Source organism: Blautia sp. ZXY-1-B12, assembly GCF_056339915.1.
In genome coordinates, this window is sequence record NZ_JBWJVP010000059.1 from 13,291 (window position 1) to 29,689 (window position 16,399).

Sequence of the window (16,399 nt, forward strand, 5' to 3'; positions counted from 1 at the left end):
CTTATATTACAAACCGGATATAGCCGAGCCCATCCGGAAGCTTCATGAATTCTCCGTGTCCTCCATGCATCAGCTTTCTTGCTTCTGTTCTGGAATATCCAATACTGCACCAGTCAGAAAAGAAATCTTCCATATCTTTATAATATGCGCAGATGTCCGTATGAAGTGCATAGCGCATAGCATGTTTTCCGATAGCAAGGACCGTCTTATCTGACAACTCAATATACTGTGACAGGTATTTCTTACTGTTTTCTGATAACGGATATGCGATATACCTGGTAAAGTTGTGGGCAAAGCTTTTGGCGAACGCCAGACATGTACCCGCTAACAGACAATGGCCCCAGGGCGTGTAGACGGAATATCTTCCGTCATAATTGTCGAAGATAAGAAGTCTGTTAATCTCGCACTCCAGTTTTCTCCGTTTGTTTTTAAGCATACGTTTTCTCCTTTCTAGTCATATTGTCGCGGATGATCGCTCTCGCATATTTATCCGGATCCATTTCATGATACTCATGGAATCTCTGTAAGGCAGATTCTCTGTCTTTTATTCCGGAATATCCCCAGTTGGAAATTTTCCCTTCAGAATCCATGAAATGAAGATCGAAACCTTTTCTTGTAATAGCATCCAGATTTTTCCGATCACGAAGAATAGCTTCGTATGCGATCAGACACTCTCCATAAAGGACTGCCATCTGTCGTATTCCATCTTCCGTTTCTTCTAAGGTCTTGATTGTTCCAAGATTTAGAATATTAACCGAATCTGTAAGAGTATAATTACCATAGATCCCAAGATCCAGATAATATCCCTCACTTCCGCCTGGTTTTAATACAAAATGAGGATCAAATTCATAATTATATAACCCTACTTTGTCATGATTGTTAGCTGAAGCATATTCAATCAACATTTCTGGCCATTTTTTAGTTTCCTTGATTTTTAAGATGATTTCATTAAAAAAATCAACGTTTGTAATCACATCTTTTTCTCTTTTTATTTCTTTCAGCATAATTAAATCCTCCTTTGTAAAATATAGTGACTTTTCTTTTTGCGTTCTGAACTTCCGTAAGCAGTTTCATATAAATACTCTACCATGCTACAAGGAATTCCATGAAGCTCACATAAATGTTCAAAGAAATCAGTTTCATCCATTTCATCTACAGCTTCCATTACTTCTTCCATTGTAACAAACTCATGGTCACAATCTTTAGGATTAATAGGTTGATGCAATGGTTCATATAAACATTTCATAGTTTGATAGACATCATCAGTATACTTATGTCTGTAGCTTTTATTTTTTTCTTCTGGTTCAATTATGTTTGTAGATATATCTGTTTCGGATTCATTCTCTTTAAGTATTTCGCTTACATTGAATTGAACAATGTCACACATATGCCATTCTTCTCCGACGTCAACGCAGCTATCCCTATTATTTACTTCGAAAAACCCATCGTTCTTCATATCTACGCCAAAATCCGTCGCTGAATTTATTGCAGAGGTTTTCATTTGTTGCTGACACTCTTCTAAAGAACCAATTTTTTCGATATAAAAACCAACTCCATTATATGCATGATGATATACGCAAATATTATCTTTGTCTTCTACTTCTATTTCATGAACCGTATGAACAAAGAATGCTCCATCACCAAACGAATAGTCGATTCTTAAAACCTGATCTTCAGAGCCATCCGTACTATCCACATAATTAATTTCTGTTTTCGAAGACCAGATATTGCTGTTTTTCAGTTCTGACAAGATTAAATTTTTTATGTATTCATGAGCTTCTAAAAATTTTTCAAAAAATAAGAATGTCGGCTCTCTGTAATTATCACTGTCTAATATGCATACAAGATATATTTTCATTTTTTTTCTCCTTAGTAGTTCTGAAAGTTTTTCTATGCTCTCCGCAGAAATTCTGCATATGCTCCGCAGCATTATCTCCGAGGTACTTCCTTACCATAGATACATCAATGCCTGCTTCCAGCATCTCCATGTATACATCCAGTTCGTCCGTACCATTTTCAATGGCATCGTCGAAGCGAGACTGAATCTCGTCGGCCATATCAACATCTCTTTCTGACTGAAGCCAGACGTCCGGGATATTCTTTGCACTGAGCACAAATAATACCGGTTCACCCACTTTGTCGTGCAGTCGGATTTCTGCCTCCGGATCCATTTTTTCAAGTTTTTCGATCAATGTTTTCACTTTCATGATGTTTCCTCCTATATTTTATGGCTCCCGAAGGAGCCATATCATTAACCAAGTAAAGCAGAATTTGCTTCTTTTTCCATTCTGTTGAACTCAGATTTTTCTGTCTCCGCAGGGATCAGGAAATACAGTTCATAGTCATTCGCATCCGTTTTGCAGGACACAACACAGCAGCCTTTGTTCCGATACATGAGTTTTTCTGCTCTGGATAAGGCATCCAAATAGGTGTCGGTTACATATTCACCGAATACAGCAAGATAATATTCCCCGTCATATTCAACGATATATTCTGGGCATCCGGCGTCGCTGTTCCACAATTCCTGATAAACGTACTTTAACGTTTCCGGAAGATCGTCCTGTGTTATCTCACGCTTTCCGTGACAATGGAGTTCTCCCATGCCGTTGCTCCAATACCTTAAATGTTCTGCCATATCCTCAAAAGAGTCATATTCAACAGAAGTACTTACCGCATCTTTGTCATGCACATGACCTACGCAATAATAACAATAAGTATCGTCGTACAGGTAGTGTAATGTGATGGTTCCTTTCTCCTGAACTCGATCACCGTCAATGAACAGCCCTGATTCAGCTCCATGTTCAATGGAAATGGTTTCGACTTCTTTCATTGCCAGCTCCTTTGCCTTCTCACATGCTTTCTGGAAAGAAGTAAACTGCATCCCTTCTTCCGCGTCATCCCATGAATAGGTAATATCCAGCTTATACATAGTTTTCCTCCTTTGTTTTAAAGAACAGTCACGATTTCTTTCTTCCTGCTGTCATAACGGAACACTCTGTCAGAAAGAAAATCCGCAGATGTCAATGAACCGTCTGATATTCCCGCATCTGTTGAAGCATTCCAGCCTTCTTTAATGTTCTTCGGAGAGATCGTGTTGATCTTATGGACGAACACTTCGTGTACACTTGTTGTTGCGAAGTAATAGTCTCCCCCCATGATCTGACTGATTCGTTCTGCTACTTTTGGGAAGAAAATCGCAGTTGCACCAAATAACCTATTTTTTGAAATCAAGATCTGAAAGTCGGCATCTGTATGGAAATCATCTTCCATAAATGGCTTACCGCTTGAATACGGATTAAAAAGGAGGGTTCCCAAATCCGTTATCCGCGGAGGAAAAAGTTTTAATGTGTTTTCCATTGCAACTGAAAATAACTTGTTATAGGACTTGTCCCATTTGCAGGCTGCTTCAGCTGGAATCATAATCGATTCCTACCTTTCCATCTGTGGTCTCCAAAAGTACATACAGGACCAGCGTTACTCCTCCAACAGTTCTGCGACATACCCCATTTTCCATTTTCTTTCTGCCAGTCTCACAATTAAATGCCCGGATAAACAGCCTGTCCTTGATGCTCTCGTAGCAGTCAAGCGTATCCACTAATTCTTCGCCCTTTTTTCCATTCTTTTCACAATATGTCAGGGAATTGTCAATTTTCTGCAGAACGACTTCTATTCCGTGCTGACAATAGTCTTCAAAAGCAACATCCATATGGACCAAAATTACAGTCCTGTTTTTTTGAAACATGGCACATACATCATCTGTTACCGGTGCTTCTTCCGGTTTCTTTACAGACGCGCTGTAATTTGGATGCTTCACACTGAATTCTTTTACCAAGTTTTCTGCAAATTCGTTTTTGTTCATTTTTTTTCTCCTTTGTTTTGTGGTTGTTAATGAGTTTAATTTGTATTTCTCCTTTCGTTTTAAATACAAAGGTAAGATGTTAAAAAAGAGTTCTAATGAAAAAAGTGAATTCGAATTCACTTTTTTATTAAAAAAAACTGCCATCGTAAAAGGTGGCAGTTTAAATATAAAACTATCATGCAGGACAGCTTATTCGTTGTCCCATCCCAGACATTCAGATACCTGTTCGAGGATCTCTTCATCGGACATCATAGCTCCGCAGCAGTTGCAGATACGGACAGTCTTCTGGACTTTCTTTCCGTTTTTTCTGCCATGGTAGGTTACCTTGCTGTTTGGAATCATAATGTCAGATTTTTCGCAGATGTAGCAGCGTGTCATAAGTCACACCTCCTTCTGTGTAAGCTCGAATCCGTCATGACAGAAGCCGTACTCATTGGAAAGCCAGTCGGAGATGTCATCCTGCATTTCTATCTTTTCAGCTTCACCAAAAAACCCGTTTTCATCCTCATAATTTTCTTTTGAAAACTTAGCCGGAAGGATCACTTCCTGTGGAAGGGAATCGAACGTATCCTGGTCTCCGTCGGTATCCCATTTTATTTTTTTCGCAATATATCTAATGACAGGCTTATATTTTAAGGATTTTATCTTCTCATTCATAACTGCAGTAAAATCGATATGATAAGATGAGAAAGATGCATACGCATACAGATGTCCCTGATATTCGGATTCAACTTCTTCGGTATCCTCCGTTCCGTGCTCATATTCGTAAGAATCATTTTCTTCACTTTCTTTTACCAGATGAAGTAAAATCTTTTTTACTTCGTTTTCTGTTCCTAAAAAGCGATGCATTATTATCCCGTCTACATCAGTGTTTGATTCAGAAATGATCCATTCCGTTCTTTCTATCGCTGTATTTTTTTTCATATTCGTATTCTCCTTTGTTATTAAAGTATTCCAAGGTTTTTATACTCATTGATCCGTTCCAGTTCCTGCCGAAGAAAATGTTCGTCGTTCAGATGAATATCTTCCATTTCTCCTCAAAAATTTCTTCTAATTTTTTCTCAGCTTCCTCTTTAGTCAGGAGGAGTGTGTTTCCGATTTCACTTGCTGCAAAACTTCCAGTAAGGCCACTACGAGGTTTTATATAGTAAAAAACTATTTCATCAAAAACGACAGGATGTTCAATATATCCCTCGCACTCACCATATGAAAATGCTGTTACTTTGCACGGTTCCAAATATCCATCAGCAATATCCCATATGGTATCACCTACTTTGCATATAAGGTTTATTCTATTTGTTTTGTTTTTCATGGTCTTATTCTCCTTTGTTTTCATCGTTGATAGGTTAAAATTTTTATCTCCTTTCGTTTTATTTTCAGATTTAAAATGGTGATTTTTTCTGCAAATAAAAACTGCCATCGTCGGATGGCAGTATACAATGCAACTATATATTCAGTACAAGTCCCTGACTTCTCATGTCTGCATAGTCATCAAAGCCATATTGTTGAGCCTTGATATCTAAGTAATCCCTTTTGGGAATATCTCCCATGTTTGTACTGATCAAGTCTTCCTTGATTTCAACGGAGTTATCTGCTTCCAGACAGTATTTAGAGTAATATCTGAATGATTCCTCGTCGGGCATCTGTTCCGAAACCTGATCCAGCAGTTTTTCAATGGAATCTTTATCGAGGTTTTCGGTGTCCGTATCAAGGTAATCTTCCAGGGCTTTTCTCCCATGCATGAACAATTTCCTTTTCAGAGTCTCCCACTTCTCTTCCGTAAAATTCAAGTCGTTTACAGAAAACAATTGTTCGTTAAAATCCACCTCAGTGCTTTCCGTTTCCGATTCTCTTTCAATGCCGAACTGACGAAGAAAACTATTAGGGATTAATAAGAGATCTCCCCAGTTGAAGTTGTAGCAGTTGTTTTCATATTCCCGGAAACCATATCCGGAATTAATATAACTCGCTACTGCACCTTTGATCGTATCAATAAGGTTGATTTTTTCCTTGTAAATATTAAATACAAGACTATGGATACGTACCTCTATTCCATCTCTGTCTATAGCTGTAATGATTTCTTTTCTCATGGACATATTCTCCTCTGTATTTGAAATTATTTTAAAATTGCCACGCAATGTCTGTATAAGTCATCCATTGTATTAAATTTTTCAGTCCTGTTTTCAAAAAAGGTTGCAGTTATATTCCTTTGAGTGGGCACTGAAATATTGGTATCCTCTATCTCATCTGTAAAATCAAAAATATGATCATACTCTTTTTTGATAACTTTGTTTTCGCTTGTATAAGTTATAATCAGATCTTTCATTTTTCCCCTTTAGAATATAATCATAATCTGCGGATCATTATCAGATTCATCGCCTTCATCCGCGTCAATAGCTGCAATTTCATACTCTCTGTCATTATTATCGTCATAAATGATAACCTCAGAATTTTCTTCATACATACTAAGCTGTTCTATTAAGTCCTTAATTCTCATATTCTTCTCCTTTGTTTTATAGTATTCCAAAGTTTCTGTACTCATTGATCCGTTCCAGTTCCTGACGAAGAAAGCGTCTGGTGTTCAGATCAATATCGTCTGCGTCATCCACCCACTCTCCGTCTCTGGCAGTGTGAACCCGGACCATGTTAAAAATATCTTTGTCCGCGGATGGAGAATACTCCCCATCCTTATAGATATGCAGGACAAGATCACAATTCTGTCCAAATTCATATACTTCCAGTTTTTCATCTGCAAGCAGGTCCCGACAGTAATCAATGATCATTTCAATTGAAGGTCTCTGCAACTGATATACCATTTCTTATACCTCCATATGTTCAATCACCATATCGTAATTGATATGCGGATGGTTCTTAAAGAAAATAAACATTGCTTCCTCCAGACTGACTGCATCAATGAAACAGTAATACCTGCATCTTCCGTACTCAAAGGTGACCTCATATCTTCCGATCTCTTCTACCGGCGTACCATCATCATCACGGCTCAGGTCTATACACTGATCTCCATTGTTGTCAAAATATGCTGACAGTTCTTCCGGCTCCTCGATGCAGTCTTCTTCAAAGAATTCTCCATTTTCAAGGAAATAATAACCATTGGATTCGCATATTTCCTCCATATCCTCATCGGAAATCTCATAGAGCTGTGCATATCCCTGCTTCTCGTACTCCATACAGAGCTGTGAAAAAACCTGCTTTACAAGTCTTTCGGCTTTTTCCAGAACAGAAACCCGGATATCACGTATCCCCATGTTTTCAAGTTCATACTGGAAGTCTTCTGCAAGATCAATCCTGTCTGCCATACAATAACAGTACCTGCGGTTTACCGGGATCTTAACCTCATTCTTGTACTCGCTCATATAGAACTTTAAAGTACGGATTTCCTTTTCTATAAGATATCCGTTGATCCAGTTGTATGCAGGGGCTTTTTGAGGAAGAGCAAAAATATCTTCTATGTTCACGGAACCATAGATATTTACTCCATCTCCCTGGCAGTATGATAATGACCACTGCACTTCTAATTCACTGCGTGGAAAGATATACGAAAGATCGTTCTTGTAGTCATTTGTTAATTCCAATGAGAGTATCTCATCGTTTAAATACCATTCCTTAGCTTTTTCTTTTGCCTCCCCGTTAAGTTCCGGGAAAGTAAAAACCTTGATTTCCTTTATGTATTTGTTCATAATTCTTCCTCCGTTTTGATAGTTATATTGTTTTACTCCTTTCGTTTTATTTACATTGAAAAAATGGAGAATAATAAAGGATAATAAAAAACCGCCATCGTAATGACAGCGGTTTATCCAAAAATCAATCTAACAGTTTGTCCAGTTCCTCTACGGTCTCCGCGGAGGCAACCACAGTACAGGAAATGATCCGGTTACGGTTTGCTCCTAATTCTTTCTCTAATGAACGAAACAGCTCTTCCGCTTCCTTTGTTCCTGCCCTGGTAAGAATATTCTGATATACATGTATCTGTGTTTCATCTTCGATCCCATTATTATTAATGAAATCGATGTCTATGGCAGAGCATTTGTGGATCGCAGAAACCTCCGTCTGAAGTCTTTTGGTAAGGCATTCATGAAGGCTTATGCATTCCTGCTTTGTCTGCTCCTCCGGAATTTCCTCAAGAAGATTATTGAGATTGTCCCAGTAAGAAAGGTTGCAGTCATATCTTCCATTCACATAATCCCTGGATACTTTTTTTGCTCTCTCCTTAGACACTTTCATGTCCATGCCTCTGATATCCTCATATACATGATCAGCCCAAATTTTCCGATAAAAGGAGTCTTTGATATCAGATGGAAGTGTATCGAGAAATCCCTCCATGGTATGATCAAGAGAGTTTCTTTCCGAATTAACCATTTTAGCAAAATCATTCAGGATTTTTAAGTCTCTGACAGGATATCTGTCCAGTAAACAGGAAATGCTTCCAAATAAAACAGATGTCTCTTTGATTAGTTTGTATCTGAGAGCAGCCTCCTCAGCGGCTTCTTTTTTGCCGTAGATTTCAAGACCGTATACAGAATCACTTTCTCTTGGATCCTGCCAGATCTGCCCTGTTTCTTCATTAAATCTAAAGCATATTTTTTGTCCTTCAGTGCTCACTTTAAGATAGTTTTTTCCCATTTCGGAAATAATCCCTTCTGTGATGGAATATTTCTTACGGGGAGCATACTTCCCTACACAGAGATCGTATCCGGTATACAAAAGATATACGGTCATCCCTTCTTTATAGTTATCTTTGTAAAAATCAGCCATGTGTTTTCCTCCTTAGTTTTCATACATATTTTTTTAGCCAGCGATCAGACCAGCTTATGCTCTTTCTCAAATTCTACGAGCCGGATCACTGCATCATCAAACGCTTTATCCGTTCTTTCATTTTTACTGATGCTGTTCATGGCACCTGCTTCTTTAACAGTTTTTAAAAGTTCCCTCCAGTGATAGTACTCTTCCAAAGTTAATCCGTAATGTGCTGCCTAACAGGTCATTGCCTGACTTGCTGAATCGTATACTTTCCTGCACTTCTCACACTGATACATCATGATCGTTTTCATTTGTTTTCCTCTTTAATTTATGACTGGAACGTTGCCTTTATTATGGAAGGCTGATAAAGCCTTTTTTACTGTTTCTTTGATCAGTTTCCCAATTGCCAGGGTACAGCCGTTTCCACATTGCTGCTGGCGGCTGTCTAAAGAGCCATGGAATTGAAATTCCTTATTGAATCCCATCAGTGCGGAAGCCTCCGCTACGGTAAGTGTCCGGTTTTCAGTCGGATGGATCAATGGCAGTTTTCTCCAATTGACAATGGTTGGGGATGGGCTGTTCAGGTCCAGGCGATAATACCGGTCGGAATGCATGTTGGGATTATCCCTTAGTTCCGGGATATCTTTAAAATTGTGTCCCGGGTGGACATAAGACATGTTTTTCACCGTTTCCGGACGGCTGACTGTCTGATCGGTATAGTTGAACCATTCCGGGTTCACTTTTTTAAGTGCTTCCCGTACAGTACGGATGGGATGGATGACCTTATCCGGCAGACGGATCAATCCGATCCGGGATCCGATCAGGATCGCACGTTTCCTTAATGTGTATCCTCCAACATCTGTATCCCTGACTATGGCCGAAGTGATCTCATAGGTATTCCCCAGCCCATTCATTACCCTGTCCATGTACCTACCATGTTCACAGGTGATAAACTGGGGGACGTTTTCGATCACAAATACTTCCGGTCTGTTCTTCTTTGTGATCCGGATATACTCATTGACCAGATCCACATCCTGGTGGTCTCCTGCCATCTTCCTTCTGTTGCTGGCAGAAAACGGTTTACAGGACGGTCCTCCGATAATAAGGTTATAAGGATCATCATTTCCATGTATTGTTCTTACATCTCCATGAAAGATATGGTCTCCTATATTGTGTCGGTATGATTCACAGGCACCCTTGTCATAATCACAGGCAAACCTGATCTCAAAGGCCGGGTCTTTATAAAAAGCCCAGTCCAGCATACCTGCCCCGGAAAACAGGGACATAACAAAAAATACCTGTTTCAGATCATTTTCCAACTGTGTGTCTTCAGTTATGGATGCCAGATATTCATCAAAGGTGATCTGTCCTTCCATACCTGCAGCTATCGAAAGAGTTGCTTTGGAAATGCAGAATTCCTTCATCACTTCCTCAAGGGAAATGATCCTGTTTCTGATCTCCCTGACACACCGGACAACGATCCTGTCCTCTTTTACTTCCATCTCCAGGTAATCACTTGTGGATACGGCTCTGCGGACATCTTTCTGCCGGATGTCAAACAGTGCTTTTTCTTTTACCCCACATTTCTTCCTCGACACTGTCATGCCTTCCTCAGATGGTCTGATAATGATACAGTTCCTTCTTACCTCATAGACATAATGGCTTCCCGGATAATATTGTTCATCCGGGGTGATGGAGAAGGTAAGTCCTCGTTTTGATGTTTTATATTTTCTCATTTGTTCTCTCCTTAAAGATTTCTCCCTGCTTCAATGATGATGCAGTTATCAGTCACTGTCAGATACAGAACCTGCATATCAAGGACCGCGTCAAGGGGTTTCCGGTTGCCGTCTCTGACTGCATCATAGATACATTTCGCACCTTTGTCATAATGGGTATCTTCCGCTATGCAGTCATATATCCTGTAATTACAGTCGCAGTCAAAATAGTCATTGTAAACGAGATCTCCTACCAGCATGATAAATTCCTCCTTTGTTTTCTTGATCTTTGCATGTTTTTTTCTCCTCTCGTTTTGGTTTAAAAAAAAAAATGAAAAAGGAACCCGGTTCATAAAAATAGGCAGGGATTTTTTATCCTTTTTCATTTTGGAGATTTTTTTTCAATTTATCTTTATCTTTAAAAACGAAGGGAGAAAAAGTGATGTATAGAATAAGAGAAGATTTTGGAAAAAAAACAGTGGAAGAAATTCGTGAAGGAAGTGTCGTGAAACGTGCAGAGGACGACTCTCTGTATAAGTTCATTGGTGTAGCCAAGAACACATCTTCCTGTGAATATGAAGCAGTCTTGATGGCTCTTAGCGGTGATTACGGTCTATATACCGTTCCTGTTAAGGATTTTCTTAAGGCTGCGGACTTTGGTTCCCATCAGAGTTACGCATATGAGACATGCGGAAACGTTGACGGAAACTGGAGTGTCGTCTACTGATTTTTCCATCACCCGCTAAAAAGAGCCGGGTTGTGTCCAAACGAGAATGGTATGCTCCCCGTCAAGAGGACAATAAAAAATAATAAATTTTTGTATCGTCAGCCATGCTATGGCTGGCGATATTTTATGCTGCTTTTGTATATTGCTCATGATATTTCATTGGTGTCATTACATGCAGTTTCCTTTGAAGTCGTTGGTTGTTGTAGTAATCTATGTAATTAGCTATCGCAGTAATCAAAGAGCTTCTGTCATTAAAACGCTGTTTATAATACATTTCTCGTTTTAGAATTCCCCAAAACCCTTCCATTGGTCCATTGTCAATACAGTGGGCAACTCTAGACATACTCTGCTTCATATGATGTTTTTTTAATCTAGTATAAAACTGTGCGCTTGTATATTGAAAGCCTCGATCAGAATGAACTAATGGGTGTGCATCTGGCTCCTGACGAACAGCCTCATCAAACGTGTCCATAACTAATGGATTATCATTATGATCGCTGATTTTAAAGGAAACAATCCTTCTATCATATAAATCTAAAATAGCACTCAGATAAACTTTATGAACTTCTATTCCGTTGTAGTATTTAAATTCAGAAACATCTGTAAGCCACTTTTCATTCGGTTTTTCGGCGTGAAATTCACGGTGTAAATAGTTTTTTGCTATGTGATCAGGATTTCTGTCTCCTCTGGTACAACTCTTAGGTTTCCATTTAATATTTGATTTTATATCGTATTTCCTACAAATACGAAGTACTCGTTTATCATTCACATGAATTCCTTTATGTCCATCTAATTCATCACGAATCCTTCGGTATCCCATATCTGGATGCTGGTGATGAATCCTTTGGATTTCAGTGGATAGTCTTTCGTTTCGAAGTTCATTATTACTTTTCGGATATTTTCCCCAGCGGTAATACGCAGAACGTGTAACATTAAGATATTTACAAAGTCTATCTATGGGATAATGCTTAGTAGACGATAGTTTTTGGATGGCTTCATATTCGGCTAACCGATGGATTAAAGATAGCGACCCCTCCTTTCCAGTTCTCTGACTTTTTTTAACAGATCATTCTCCATTTGTAAGTCTAGATTTCTTCTTTCCAGTTCAGCTATCTTGTCACGTAGCTCTTCTTCAGGTGTTCTGCTTGGAAGAGAAGCTATACGACGTCCACGTCTGTCTTCCAGACCCGCTTGACCCATCTTTTCGTATCGTATTACCCAATTGCGAACTTGTTGATAGGAACAATCATATTTGAGTGCCATTGCACCATAATTCTTATCATTTGCAAGACAATCTGTTACTATTTTTAATCTCTCATCAAGTGTAGTGTTCTTTGCCTTTTTCATGTAAGCACCTCCAGTGGATGTTTTTAATATTCCACCAGAATTATACACCTTAATCCAATCGGAAAGCTGTCTGTGTGAACGAATTCCGTATTTTGTGCAAATATCCTGAAGAGATCCTTCTCCGTTAAGATAATCATTTATAGCAGATATTTTTAAATCTTTTGAATAAGATTTGTTTTTCGGTTGATTGAGTAATCCAGTTGGTCCATCATACTGATAAATAGAAATCCAATTTCGAATACTATGATGATCAACTCCCAATTCTTTTCCTGCTTGCTGTATGCCAATTTCTCCTGCAAGGTAGCGTTCGACTATTTTTACTTTTTCTACTGGTTCTATCTTACTCTTTCTGAACATGAAAATACCCCCATATAGGACTTTTATATTTCATTGTCCTATATGAGGGTAGCATACCAGAAGCCTTTCGGGGCTTCTTTTTTTATGCACGAAAAAAGGAGCCTCAACTGGCTCCTAAAAAAGTTACCACTCCTCTCTCATTCCATGAGGCCTGAAAGACCAAGATCCGCATACCGGTTACTTTGAAATCAAGGACATCTGAAAACAATACCAGGATTGCGTTCTGGTAAATCCTTGCAGGAACCGGGTTCTCTTCCTTCCCAAAATACTCGAAGAACGATTCCATTGCATCAGTATCCAGCCAAATGGCAACATCAAGTTCTTCTGGGAATTCGGAAGTATAGATTTCTTTCTTTTTCAGCCAGGCCCAGATCTCTATAATCTGTTCTTCATCGTCTTTGTTTAAATGATATTTCTTTTCCGGACGATTTTTCGCGTGGCTTACCATGCTGCATTCCTTCTCCAGCCATTGGAATCCTTTTTCTGTCAGATAATAGGTAACTGACTGTTTTCCACGGTCTGATTCTGCCAGTCCTTCAGATTCCATTTTGTCAAAATACTCATCCCCCAGTCTGTTTGAAACAGAGTAATTTCGGTAGGAAATGAAATGTTTCTTTCCAAACTTGTAAAAGGGACTTTTATTATCCATACCGATCGCATGGCAGGCTCTTCTTACCATTTCATTATTCATTTCCATCCCCCTCGTTGTTCTGTTCTTCATCAAGAATTCCCGATACATCCCCTGATACCAGAAGATATAATCCTTCCTCAAATACACTTACGGGTTCATATCCGATATCCATCAGTAACGCGACTTCCTGTCAGTTTTTCAGAGATCAGATCAAGGAATCCATCAAGGTCATTCCCGATCATATCAGAGAGTTTTACTTTGACAATTCCGCGGATGAAATTATTGTCATCTTTATATCTGCGTACTGCCTCTTTCTTTAAAGGACCAACTGGATAGCTTACTCCTTTGTGGCATAAATACTGTTCCGAAAATGTTTCCTCAAATCCTGATATCAGCTTTTTCAATCCATTTTCTATTTCAGCATCATTTGCTTTTATTGGAATGCTTTCTGTTTTGGTTATCTCTTCTCCGGTGGACCGTATTCCTATGCAGGGTAAAACATATTTCCATTCACTGTTATTCTCTGTCACAGACAGTCTCAGTATTCCTCCTGGAATTCCGGCTCGATATGTACAATAATATTCTTTATTGAATGTAACCGGCATCTCTCCTGTTCCGTCCCATCTTTCATAGTTCGCTCTTAAAAGAAAGTTGTATCCAACTTTATGCAAATAGGAATCGGATGTTCCTGTATCATCCCAGAGTGCATCATATTCTTTCTCAAATTGAAACAGATTCTCTAATGAACAATGCTCCTTCTTTAAGGCGTATTCTTCCATTTTTAATAAGAAGAACTCTCCTTCCTTATCGGTCAGCGGCCAGTCAAATACCTTTAATGTTTCTTCGCTGTCAATTTCATACATCGCCGTCACTCTTCCATCCGAATGCCAGCAGGTGTAAAAATTAATCCAGGTTTCATCATCGGAATCCGTATCTGTTCCAAAATAGCGGTCGACATCAAACCAGAGTTCCCAGACTGCTTCAATGGTTTCTTTTTCCAGATTCATACAAAGTTCGCCTGTATATTTGATATTCTCGCTTATAATTTCAATCTGACGTTTACCTCCAAGGAAGAATTTTGCAAAATCTGCTTCGCCGTATCTCGTCCAGTCTTCCTCTCCTGATTGCACCCAGATAGTTGGGTTAAGAGAATAATCAGATATACGAAACAGGGACTTGTATGTTGTCCACAGCTCTTTTGCGGAATCATAGAATAATTCTTTATCCAGATTTCCTTTTTCTCCACCTGTTTTCTTGTAAAGTCTTAGTTTGAATTTGTTGTCCATTTTTCTTCCTCCGTATTTTAGATTTTCTTTTTATTGCTGTTTTTGATCTACTTTTCCATTCTGCCGCGGATGGATTTGGGAAGGCTCTCTTTCGCTTTCTTAGTTCAAGATACAGTAGTTATTCCTTCTCATGGATTTTTAGTAGGTTACGTGATATTTTTTTATTCTCTTTTCTTTTTTATTATGTTTAGAAAATGTAAAATGGGGTATAATTATGAAAACTGGTATTTTAAAGAAATGTAGTTAGATAATTAAAGCATCATTATTTCAATCGGAACCGGGTTCTGATTGATATCCTGATTTCTTTTGATAAATCAGTGTTTTTACTTTCTTGTGACATATACCGTTATTATATTTCGAGTTTCTAATAATTTGCCACAATCGGAACCCGGTTCCGATTGTAGTATTTTGTCTTGCTCTAACCTGAATATATGTTTTGGTGCAATCGTAACTGGGTTCTCATTTAATCAGGATCTGTGTTTTCTTAAGAAATATTTCTTTAACGTTCTATTTAGAAATCAGAACCCGGTTCTGATTGCAGTATCCTGCCTTGCTCTGACCTGAATGTATGTTCTGATGTGATCGGAACCGGGTTCCGATTTATCAAAATATCATAACATCAATTTAATAATTCAAATTAAGTCGAATAAACCACAATGATATACTTGGTTTATCGTAGGATCTCAAATTATTATCTTTCATTTTTTATATAGAAATAGAGTGAATATGTCAGAATCCGAAGACATAAAAGGAGATGAAAGTTCAAAATATTTTTTAGCAGATACTTATGTCACCGCCATTTTTTATCGGAACCGGGTTCCGATTTGACATTTTTTTCGTGTGAAAACATTCCAAAATTGAAATTTATATAATAGAAGTTGTCAATCATATTGAATTTTAAAAATGTATGTGTCATAATAACAAATGATCAAAAGGACACGGAAAGGAGAAAATTATGGCAAAAGTAATTGCTGTATACAATAGAAAAGGCGGTGTCGGCAAGACAACCAGCCTGTTGAACTTAGGAGCAGAATTTGCTCTATTAGGAAAAAGAGTACTCCTTGTAGACGGGGATTCGCAAATGAATTTAACTCAGTATTTTTTTTCAGATGAACTTGATATAGAGATTGGAATCGATCCAAATGAATGTATTTTAAGCCAGGGCCGTACAAAACCAGGTGTAGATAATCTATACACCATCCTCGAAGATAAAATGCCTGTATTTAGTGCCATCCGAACAATCGAACAATCCACAAAAAGAAAGTTTGGAAATAAATTTAAAACCGTAAGCTGTAAATTTGATGTATTACTTGGCAGCCGGGAAATGGATTGTTATGAAATAAATGATATTGAGAGCGTAAAAAAACTGTTAAGCCAGGCTGAGGATGAATATGATTATATCTTTATCGATTTCCCTCCGCAGAACAGCCTTGTAACAATGATGTATCTGGTAGCATCTGATTAACCTGATCGCCCCTCTCCACCTCGGAAAGGAATCCAGTCTCTTTGCATACAACGATATCATTGACTGCTGTGAAGAAGCTAATGAATATAAAGATAAGAACCTGGTTCGTCTTGGTGCTTTTTATACACAGACTCAGCTCTACAAAGGATATCAAAAAGAAAAGTATTCCGAAAGTATGACAGAAGAAATGCGACAAGCAATGCGTTTCTTTAAAACAACAATCAGATATGATTATGCAACAACAACAGCTGCGG

At 38.4% G+C, this 16,399-nt stretch carries 24 protein-coding genes; 2 read left to right on the top strand and 22 right to left on the bottom strand.

Annotated features, from left to right (window positions below):
- Nucleotide 1: 1 nt before the first annotated feature.
- From AC075L_RS04405 to AC075L_RS04490, 18 genes are all read right to left on the bottom strand, one after another.
- Nucleotides 2-436 carry a hypothetical protein gene (locus tag AC075L_RS04405; RefSeq protein ID WP_118566570.1) on the bottom strand — a complete coding sequence of 145 codons (435 nt, stop codon included), beginning with the start codon at nt 434-436 and terminating at the stop codon, nt 2-4.
- Complete coding sequence (locus AC075L_RS04410) at nt 429-1,004, bottom strand: hypothetical protein (RefSeq protein WP_343309456.1); 576 nt, start codon at nt 1,002-1,004, stop codon at nt 429-431. Before AC075L_RS04410 ends, AC075L_RS04405 begins: the two co-directional genes overlap by 8 nt.
- 2 nt (nt 1,005-1,006) lie before the next feature.
- The gene (locus AC075L_RS04415) at nt 1,007-1,858 is read right to left on the bottom strand and encodes a hypothetical protein (protein WP_476387199.1); all 852 of its coding nucleotides are present in this window, start codon (nt 1,856-1,858) and stop codon (nt 1,007-1,009) included.
- Entirely contained in the window at nt 1,824-2,207 is a 384-nt protein-coding gene (locus tag AC075L_RS04420) for a hypothetical protein (RefSeq protein ID WP_476387200.1), read from the bottom strand. The genes AC075L_RS04415 and AC075L_RS04420 overlap by 35 nt, the downstream gene beginning before the upstream one ends.
- Before the next feature lie 44 nt (nt 2,208-2,251).
- Nucleotides 2,252-2,929 carry a hypothetical protein gene (locus AC075L_RS04425; RefSeq protein ID WP_476387201.1) on the bottom strand — a complete coding sequence of 226 codons (678 nt, stop codon included), beginning with the start codon at nt 2,927-2,929 and terminating at the stop codon, nt 2,252-2,254.
- Between the two features lie 17 nt (nt 2,930-2,946).
- Nucleotides 2,947-3,420: a DUF5688 family protein gene (locus AC075L_RS04430; protein WP_476387202.1), complete on the bottom strand. Its 474-nt coding sequence runs from the start codon at nt 3,418-3,420 to the stop codon at nt 2,947-2,949.
- Complete coding sequence (locus AC075L_RS04435; protein WP_476387203.1) at nt 3,407-3,859, bottom strand: hypothetical protein; 453 nt, start codon at nt 3,857-3,859, stop codon at nt 3,407-3,409. The genes AC075L_RS04430 and AC075L_RS04435 overlap by 14 nt, the downstream gene beginning before the upstream one ends.
- A gap of 189 nt (nt 3,860-4,048) precedes the next feature.
- Nucleotides 4,049-4,237 (bottom strand): hypothetical protein, encoded by a 189-nt coding sequence (locus AC075L_RS04440; RefSeq protein WP_055059238.1) that lies wholly within the window; start codon nt 4,235-4,237, stop codon nt 4,049-4,051.
- A 3-nt stretch (nt 4,238-4,240) separates the two neighbouring features.
- Nucleotides 4,241-4,783 (bottom strand): hypothetical protein, encoded by a 543-nt coding sequence (locus tag AC075L_RS04445; RefSeq protein WP_476387204.1) that lies wholly within the window; start codon nt 4,781-4,783, stop codon nt 4,241-4,243.
- Nucleotides 4,784-4,871: 88 nt separating this feature from the next.
- Nucleotides 4,872-5,171: a hypothetical protein gene (locus AC075L_RS04450; protein ID WP_476387205.1), complete on the bottom strand. Its 300-nt coding sequence runs from the start codon at nt 5,169-5,171 to the stop codon at nt 4,872-4,874.
- Nucleotides 5,172-5,304: 133 nt separating this feature from the next.
- Entirely contained in the window at nt 5,305-5,949 is a 645-nt protein-coding gene (locus tag AC075L_RS04455) for a hypothetical protein (protein ID WP_476387206.1), read from the bottom strand.
- 26 nt (nt 5,950-5,975) lie between these two features.
- Nucleotides 5,976-6,185 (bottom strand): hypothetical protein, encoded by a 210-nt coding sequence (locus AC075L_RS04460; protein ID WP_118566579.1) that lies wholly within the window; start codon nt 6,183-6,185, stop codon nt 5,976-5,978.
- A 9-nt stretch (nt 6,186-6,194) separates the two neighbouring features.
- Nucleotides 6,195-6,356, bottom strand: coding sequence for a hypothetical protein (locus AC075L_RS04465; protein ID WP_476387207.1), 162 nt, complete (start codon nt 6,354-6,356; stop codon nt 6,195-6,197).
- A gap of 16 nt (nt 6,357-6,372) precedes the next feature.
- Nucleotides 6,373-6,675 (bottom strand): hypothetical protein, encoded by a 303-nt coding sequence (locus tag AC075L_RS04470; RefSeq protein WP_055059235.1) that lies wholly within the window; start codon nt 6,673-6,675, stop codon nt 6,373-6,375.
- Nucleotides 6,676-6,678: 3 nt separating this feature from the next.
- Nucleotides 6,679-7,557: a hypothetical protein gene (locus AC075L_RS04475; RefSeq protein ID WP_476387208.1), complete on the bottom strand. Its 879-nt coding sequence runs from the start codon at nt 7,555-7,557 to the stop codon at nt 6,679-6,681.
- Nucleotides 7,558-7,681: 124 nt separating this feature from the next.
- Nucleotides 7,682-8,632, bottom strand: coding sequence for a hypothetical protein (locus AC075L_RS04480; protein WP_476387209.1), 951 nt, complete (start codon nt 8,630-8,632; stop codon nt 7,682-7,684).
- Between the two features lie 308 nt (nt 8,633-8,940).
- Entirely contained in the window at nt 8,941-10,353 is a 1,413-nt protein-coding gene (locus tag AC075L_RS04485) for a DNA cytosine methyltransferase (protein ID WP_476387210.1), read from the bottom strand.
- 11 nt (nt 10,354-10,364) lie between these two features.
- Nucleotides 10,365-10,592, bottom strand: coding sequence for a hypothetical protein (locus AC075L_RS04490; RefSeq protein WP_476387211.1), 228 nt, complete (start codon nt 10,590-10,592; stop codon nt 10,365-10,367).
- 182 nt (nt 10,593-10,774) lie between these two features.
- On the opposite strand from AC075L_RS04490, the gene AC075L_RS04495 reads away from it, so the two are divergent.
- Nucleotides 10,775-11,059, top strand: coding sequence for a hypothetical protein (locus AC075L_RS04495; protein WP_476387212.1), 285 nt, complete (start codon nt 10,775-10,777; stop codon nt 11,057-11,059).
- A 124-nt stretch (nt 11,060-11,183) separates the two neighbouring features.
- Here AC075L_RS04495 and AC075L_RS04500 read toward each other — a convergent pair whose 3' ends face one another.
- The 4 genes from AC075L_RS04500 to AC075L_RS04515 form a co-directional block, all read right to left on the bottom strand.
- Entirely contained in the window at nt 11,184-12,077 is an 894-nt protein-coding gene (locus AC075L_RS04500) for an IS3 family transposase (protein ID WP_226851847.1), read from the bottom strand.
- The gene (locus AC075L_RS04505) at nt 12,077-12,763 is read right to left on the bottom strand and encodes a helix-turn-helix domain-containing protein (RefSeq protein ID WP_006426148.1); all 687 of its coding nucleotides are present in this window, start codon (nt 12,761-12,763) and stop codon (nt 12,077-12,079) included. The genes AC075L_RS04500 and AC075L_RS04505 overlap by 1 nt, the downstream gene beginning before the upstream one ends.
- Before the next feature lie 103 nt (nt 12,764-12,866).
- A complete protein-coding gene (locus AC075L_RS04510; RefSeq protein WP_476387213.1) occupies nt 12,867-13,454 on the bottom strand; it encodes a hypothetical protein in 588 nt (195 codons plus the stop codon).
- Nucleotides 13,455-13,549: 95 nt separating this feature from the next.
- A complete protein-coding gene (locus tag AC075L_RS04515) occupies nt 13,550-14,680 on the bottom strand; it encodes a hypothetical protein (RefSeq protein ID WP_476387214.1) in 1,131 nt (376 codons plus the stop codon).
- 955 nt (nt 14,681-15,635) lie between these two features.
- On the opposite strand from AC075L_RS04515, the gene AC075L_RS04520 reads away from it, so the two are divergent.
- Nucleotides 15,636-16,145, top strand: a complete 510-nt coding sequence (locus AC075L_RS04520) for a ParA family protein (RefSeq protein ID WP_476387215.1) — start codon at nt 15,636-15,638, stop codon at nt 16,143-16,145.
- The last annotated feature ends 254 nt before the right edge of the window (nt 16,146-16,399 follow it).

Coding starts and splice junctions, on each gene's coding strand:
- AC075L_RS04520 (WP_476387215.1), top strand. CDS start 15,636: ATGGCAAAAGTAATTGCTGTATACAATAGAAAAGGCGGTGTCGGCAAG.
- AC075L_RS04510 (WP_476387213.1), bottom strand. CDS start 13,454: ATGAATAATGAAATGGTAAGAAGAGCCTGCCATGCGATCGGTATGGAT.
- AC075L_RS04470 (WP_055059235.1), bottom strand. CDS start 6,675: ATGGTATATCAGTTGCAGAGACCTTCAATTGAAATGATCATTGATTAC.
- AC075L_RS04455 (WP_476387206.1), bottom strand. CDS start 5,949: ATGAGAAAAGAAATCATTACAGCTATAGACAGAGATGGAATAGAGGTA.
- AC075L_RS04410 (WP_343309456.1), bottom strand. CDS start 1,004: ATGCTGAAAGAAATAAAAAGAGAAAAAGATGTGATTACAAACGTTGAT.
- AC075L_RS04445 (WP_476387204.1), bottom strand. CDS start 4,783: ATGAAAAAAAATACAGCGATAGAAAGAACGGAATGGATCATTTCTGAA.
- AC075L_RS04495 (WP_476387212.1), top strand. CDS start 10,775: ATGTATAGAATAAGAGAAGATTTTGGAAAAAAAACAGTGGAAGAAATT.
- AC075L_RS04485 (WP_476387210.1), bottom strand. CDS start 10,353: ATGAGAAAATATAAAACATCAAAACGAGGACTTACCTTCTCCATCACC.
- AC075L_RS04475 (WP_476387208.1), bottom strand. CDS start 7,557: ATGAACAAATACATAAAGGAAATCAAGGTTTTTACTTTCCCGGAACTT.
- AC075L_RS04440 (WP_055059238.1), bottom strand. CDS start 4,237: ATGACACGCTGCTACATCTGCGAAAAATCTGACATTATGATTCCAAAC.
- AC075L_RS04450 (WP_476387205.1), bottom strand. CDS start 5,171: ATGAAAAACAAAACAAATAGAATAAACCTTATATGCAAAGTAGGTGAT.
- AC075L_RS04420 (WP_476387200.1), bottom strand. CDS start 2,207: ATGAAAGTGAAAACATTGATCGAAAAACTTGAAAAAATGGATCCGGAG.
- AC075L_RS04480 (WP_476387209.1), bottom strand. CDS start 8,632: ATGGCTGATTTTTACAAAGATAACTATAAAGAAGGGATGACCGTATAT.
- AC075L_RS04430 (WP_476387202.1), bottom strand. CDS start 3,420: ATGATTCCAGCTGAAGCAGCCTGCAAATGGGACAAGTCCTATAACAAG.
- AC075L_RS04465 (WP_476387207.1), bottom strand. CDS start 6,356: ATGAGAATTAAGGACTTAATAGAACAGCTTAGTATGTATGAAGAAAAT.
- AC075L_RS04515 (WP_476387214.1), bottom strand. CDS start 14,680: ATGGACAACAAATTCAAACTAAGACTTTACAAGAAAACAGGTGGAGAA.
- AC075L_RS04505 (WP_006426148.1), bottom strand. CDS start 12,763: ATGTTCAGAAAGAGTAAGATAGAACCAGTAGAAAAAGTAAAAATAGTC.
- AC075L_RS04415 (WP_476387199.1), bottom strand. CDS start 1,858: ATGAAAATATATCTTGTATGCATATTAGACAGTGATAATTACAGAGAG.
- AC075L_RS04435 (WP_476387203.1), bottom strand. CDS start 3,859: ATGAACAAAAACGAATTTGCAGAAAACTTGGTAAAAGAATTCAGTGTG.
- AC075L_RS04460 (WP_118566579.1), bottom strand. CDS start 6,185: ATGAAAGATCTGATTATAACTTATACAAGCGAAAACAAAGTTATCAAA.
- AC075L_RS04405 (WP_118566570.1), bottom strand. CDS start 436: ATGCTTAAAAACAAACGGAGAAAACTGGAGTGCGAGATTAACAGACTT.
- AC075L_RS04490 (WP_476387211.1), bottom strand. CDS start 10,592: ATGCTGGTAGGAGATCTCGTTTACAATGACTATTTTGACTGCGACTGT.
- AC075L_RS04425 (WP_476387201.1), bottom strand. CDS start 2,929: ATGTATAAGCTGGATATTACCTATTCATGGGATGACGCGGAAGAAGGG.